Source organism: Nitratidesulfovibrio liaohensis (assembly GCF_011682075.1).
Taxonomy (GTDB): domain Bacteria; phylum Desulfobacterota; class Desulfovibrionia; order Desulfovibrionales; family Desulfovibrionaceae; genus Cupidesulfovibrio; species Cupidesulfovibrio liaohensis.
The window spans coordinates 1-3,713 of record NZ_VSMK01000276.1 but is presented as its reverse complement, the minus strand read 5'-3'; the positions used below and the strand labels follow the sequence as shown (position 1 = coordinate 3,713).

The 3,713-nt window shown below is 65.8% G+C and carries 3 protein-coding genes and 1 pseudogene; 3 read left to right on the top strand and 1 reads right to left on the bottom strand.

What is annotated here, in order from left to right; translation table 11 throughout:
* Positions 1 to 63: 63 nt before the first annotated feature.
* Positions 64 to 321: a hypothetical protein gene (locus tag FVW27_RS10220; RefSeq protein ID WP_167124860.1), complete on the bottom strand. Its 258-nt coding sequence runs from the start codon at positions 319 to 321 to the stop codon at positions 64 to 66.
* A gap of 426 nt (positions 322 to 747) precedes the next feature.
* Between FVW27_RS10220 and FVW27_RS10215 the strand changes: the two genes are divergently transcribed.
* The 3 genes and pseudogenes from FVW27_RS10215 to FVW27_RS10205 all read left to right on the top strand — a co-directional run.
* On the top strand, positions 748 to 1,140 hold the full coding sequence (locus tag FVW27_RS10215) for a Ros/MucR family transcriptional regulator (RefSeq protein ID WP_167124858.1): 393 nt from the start codon (positions 748 to 750) through the stop codon (positions 1,138 to 1,140).
* A gap of 334 nt (positions 1,141 to 1,474) precedes the next feature.
* Entirely contained in the window at positions 1,475 to 3,286 is a 1,812-nt protein-coding gene (locus tag FVW27_RS10210; protein ID WP_167124856.1) for a methyl-accepting chemotaxis protein, read from the top strand.
* 206 nt (positions 3,287 to 3,492) lie between these two features.
* Positions 3,493 to 3,713 (top strand): annotated as a pseudogene (locus FVW27_RS10205) (hypothetical protein); the annotation flags it as partial.

Genomic DNA, 3,713 nt, shown 5'->3' with positions numbered 1-3,713 from the left:
GCGGTTGTGCGGCGGAGGGCATGGAGGAGTGCGTGGGCACCGCATTGCGCGCCGCCGGGCGGGTCATGCGATGTCGGCCTCGCCGGGCAGGCGGGGGGCGAACTTGGCGGCGATGATGGCCGCGTCCTCGTTCCGCGCCGAAACCTGCAGTTCCGGCGCGCCGCCGTGGCAGCGGAAAGCGCCGTCCACAATGTCCACGTATCCGGCGGACAGCACGCGGGTGTAGGGCAGCTGTTCGCGCATGTCCGCGTGGTCCACCCGGTGCGGAAAGATGAACGGCACGGGGTGGCCGGAAAAGTCTTCGAAGATGATGTACTTCATGCGGGGCTCCCGATGGGTTTGCCGCATGGTACGGGCTTTGGCGGCGAAGGTCTACAGGCTGCGAGGCGGCACGGCGCCGCGGTGACGCAGATACTGGTGTGGCGTGCAACAGTGGTCGCCCGCGTGCAGGGCACGCGCCCGCAACGGGTATGTCGCACGCCCTGTGGTTGGCGCAATGCCCGTATGGTTGCCCCGGGATGATTCGTGCAGGCAATTGCACATGATGCGATATCGTGCCCGCTATTGCGTCAGTGAGTGCTCTGCATCATCCGCATGATGCGTGCATCGCAGGCTGATTTCGAGATGCGCCGTGCTGCGCCACATGAAGACGCAACCGATTGTGGTTGACCCCGAAGGAAGGATTGTCGTAGGTTCGAAACGAGTTTCGTGCACGCCTCATGTTCATCAAATATCAAAGGAGCGGCAATGACGGAGAATTATTTGAAGGAGGCTCTGGACATCGTGAAGGCGCAGGCCAGTGTCCGGACCATGACCGAAGACGAGATCACCACCATGGTCCGGCGCCTTGCGGAGGGCATCCGGACCCTGAGCGAAGGTGGTGCGCTGCCCGAGAACGGCGATGGAACCGGGATGGACCCCAAGAAGGCCATCAAGGAAAAGTCCATCACCTGCTGCGAGTGCGGCAAGTCGTTCAAGATCCTGACCAAGAAGCACCTGGGCACCCATGGCCTCACGCCCGAGACGTACCGCGAGAAGTGCGGCTACAAGAAGGGCACTCCCCTGGTCTGCAAGTCGTTGCAGCGTGAACGTCGCAAGAAGATGCGCGACATGAAGCTGTGGGAGCGTCGCGGGGCCTAGCCCCGCGCAGCGGCCGACAAGGGACGGCGCGGGCGATTTGCGGCGCCCGCGTTTTTCAAGGTCGGCCTTCGGGTTCATCCCTCCATTCTTTCTCCCTCCTGTCGGCCATGGGCGGCATTCCGGCGAGTGATGCGGATCGTCACCGGAAAAACGCGCGGCCCAGCTAAAGTATTGCCCGGCGTTCTGCCGATAAGCATCCATGAAGAAAGGCTCTTGCAGGGAGCCCGCGGGAAATCCTGTTTCTGTTTGTTGACAGTGATTCCTGATAGAGCTAGGCCCGCGTCAGACGCGCCGCAAACTCCGGGGCGCGTGTTCGTCATCCCTGGGAGGGGTCATGTTTCGCAATCTCAGCCTGAAGTGGAAAATCCTCATCGTGGCGCTTGCCGGGCCGGTCATCGTGGCCGCCATCATGGCCTGGCAGCGCGTGGACGACATCCGTACCGGGGCTGAAGAGGCGATTCTCCAGAAAAGCCGGGCCGTGGTGCTCATGGCCGAGGCCACCCGCAACGAGATGGGCCGCAAGCTCGAAATCGGGCTGATGCGCCCGTTGGACGAGTTGCCCAAGGACAAGGTCATGGACGCGGTGCCCGTGGTCACCGCCATGCGCATGGCCGCCCAGAACGCAGCGCAGGCGGGCTACGAATTCCGCGTACCCAAGGTGCAGCCGCGCAACCCCGCAAACACGCCCACCCCGCTGGAACTTGCGACCATGCAGGATATGGAGCGCGACAACCTGGCGGAAAAGGTCATCCGTACGCCGGACAAGATTTACTATTTTCGTCCCATCAAGCTGACCAAGGACTGCCTGTTCTGCCACGGCGACCCGGCCGGTACCCCGGACGTGGTGGGCGGCACCAAGGAAGGCTGGCGGGCGGGCGAGACCCACGGTGCCTTCGTGGTCATCAGTTCGCTGGAAAAGGCGCACGAGCAGGTCATGCAGGCGCGCATTGCCGTGGCCGGGTGGACCGTGCTGGTGCTGGCGCTGCTGTTTGCTGTGATCTGGGTGATCCTGAACCGGGGCATAATCGGGCCGCTGCTGCGCATCCGCCAGTTTGCCGGGCAGGTGGCCGGGGGTGCCCTGGATGCCCGCGCCGAGGGCGACTACGCCGCCGAACTGGGCGAAGTGAAGGGCGCCATAGAAACCATGGTGGGCAACCTGAAGCAGAAGATGCAGGAAGCCGACCAGCGGCGCGCCGACGCCGACGCCCACGCCTCCCGCGCGGAAACGGCCCTGGCCGAGGCCCGCGAGCAGGAAGCCCGGGTCAACGACCTGTTGCAGCGCATGACCACCGTGGCCGGTGAGGCCTCCACCATCGCCCAGCAGGTGTCTCTGGCGGCAGAGGCCTTGTCCGCCCAGGTGGAGCAGGTATCCGCCGGGGCGGAGCAGCAGTCCGCTCGCGCGGGCGAGACGGCCACGGCCATGGAAGAGATGAATGCCACCGTGCTTGAGGTGGCGCGCAGTTCCGGCAGTTCCGCCCAGAGCGCCGAAGAGGCCAGAACCAAGGCCCAGGAGGGCGAGCGGGTGGTCAGCGGCGCGGTGGAGGCCATCAGCCAGGTGCACGAGCAGGCCCAGGCCCTGCAAGGCGAAATGACCACCCTTGGCAAGCAGGCCGAAGACATTGGCCGGATCATGGACGTGATTTCGGACATCGCCGACCAGACCAACCTGCTGGCGCTGAACGCCGCCATCGAGGCGGCGCGGGCCGGTGACGCCGGGCGCGGTTTTGCCGTGGTGGCCGACGAGGTGCGCAAACTGGCGGAAAAGACCATGAACGCCACCAAGGAAGTGGGCCAGGCCATCCAGTCCATTCAGGCCGGGGCACGCAACAACATCAAGGGCATGGAAACGGCGGCCGCCGCCGTGACCGAGGCCACCCGCATGGCCCGTGAATCGGGGCAGGCATTGCAGAGTATCGTGTCCCTTTCGGAGGAAAACTCCGATCAGGTGCGCTCCATCGCCACCGCCGCCGAGCAGCAGTCCGCCACCAGCGAGGAAATCAACCGCGCGGTGGATGACATCAGCCGCATCGCCTCGGAAACGGCCGAAGGCATGAACCAGGCCGCCGGGGCCGTGCTGAAGCTGGCCGGGCTGGCCAAGGCCCTGGAGAAGCAGATCGATCAGTTGACCAACGGCTCGTCCGGCTAGCGCCGGGCGCCTGACGTCGGCCCCATGTCATGCTCACGGCCCGCGCCCTTTCGGGGGTGCGGGCCGTTTGCATGGGGCATGCGAGGAGAGCCGCCGCAGCGTGGATTTCCGTGGGCAGCGAAGAGGGGCGTAAAGCGGCGGACAACCATCGTCCGGAGCGCATAAACCCGTGGCGGGGCCGGGCGAAACGGTGTAGGGGAGGAGCCATGTCGCACGTGAAGACCATCCGCGCCATCCGCCGTTTCTGCCTGGATTGTCAGGGCGGTGTCGCGCGCGAGGTGCGGCTGTGCCCGGACACGCGCTGCGGCCTGTACGCATGGCGGCTGGCTGGCATCGTGGCGGGCGGCGGCAATGGCGGTAAGCATGATCCGACCGGGGACGGCGATGCCGACGCGAACCCCGTGGCCGGGGCTCCCGCCGGTCCGTC

Excerpts from the sequence above, each read along its gene's own strand:
- FVW27_RS10220 (WP_167124860.1), bottom strand. The coding sequence starts at position 321 with ATGAAGTACATCATCTTCGAAGACTTTTCCGGCCACCCCGTGCCGTTC.
- FVW27_RS10215 (WP_167124858.1), top strand. The coding sequence starts at position 748 with ATGACGGAGAATTATTTGAAGGAGGCTCTGGACATCGTGAAGGCGCAG.
- FVW27_RS10210 (WP_167124856.1), top strand. The coding sequence starts at position 1,475 with ATGTTTCGCAATCTCAGCCTGAAGTGGAAAATCCTCATCGTGGCGCTT.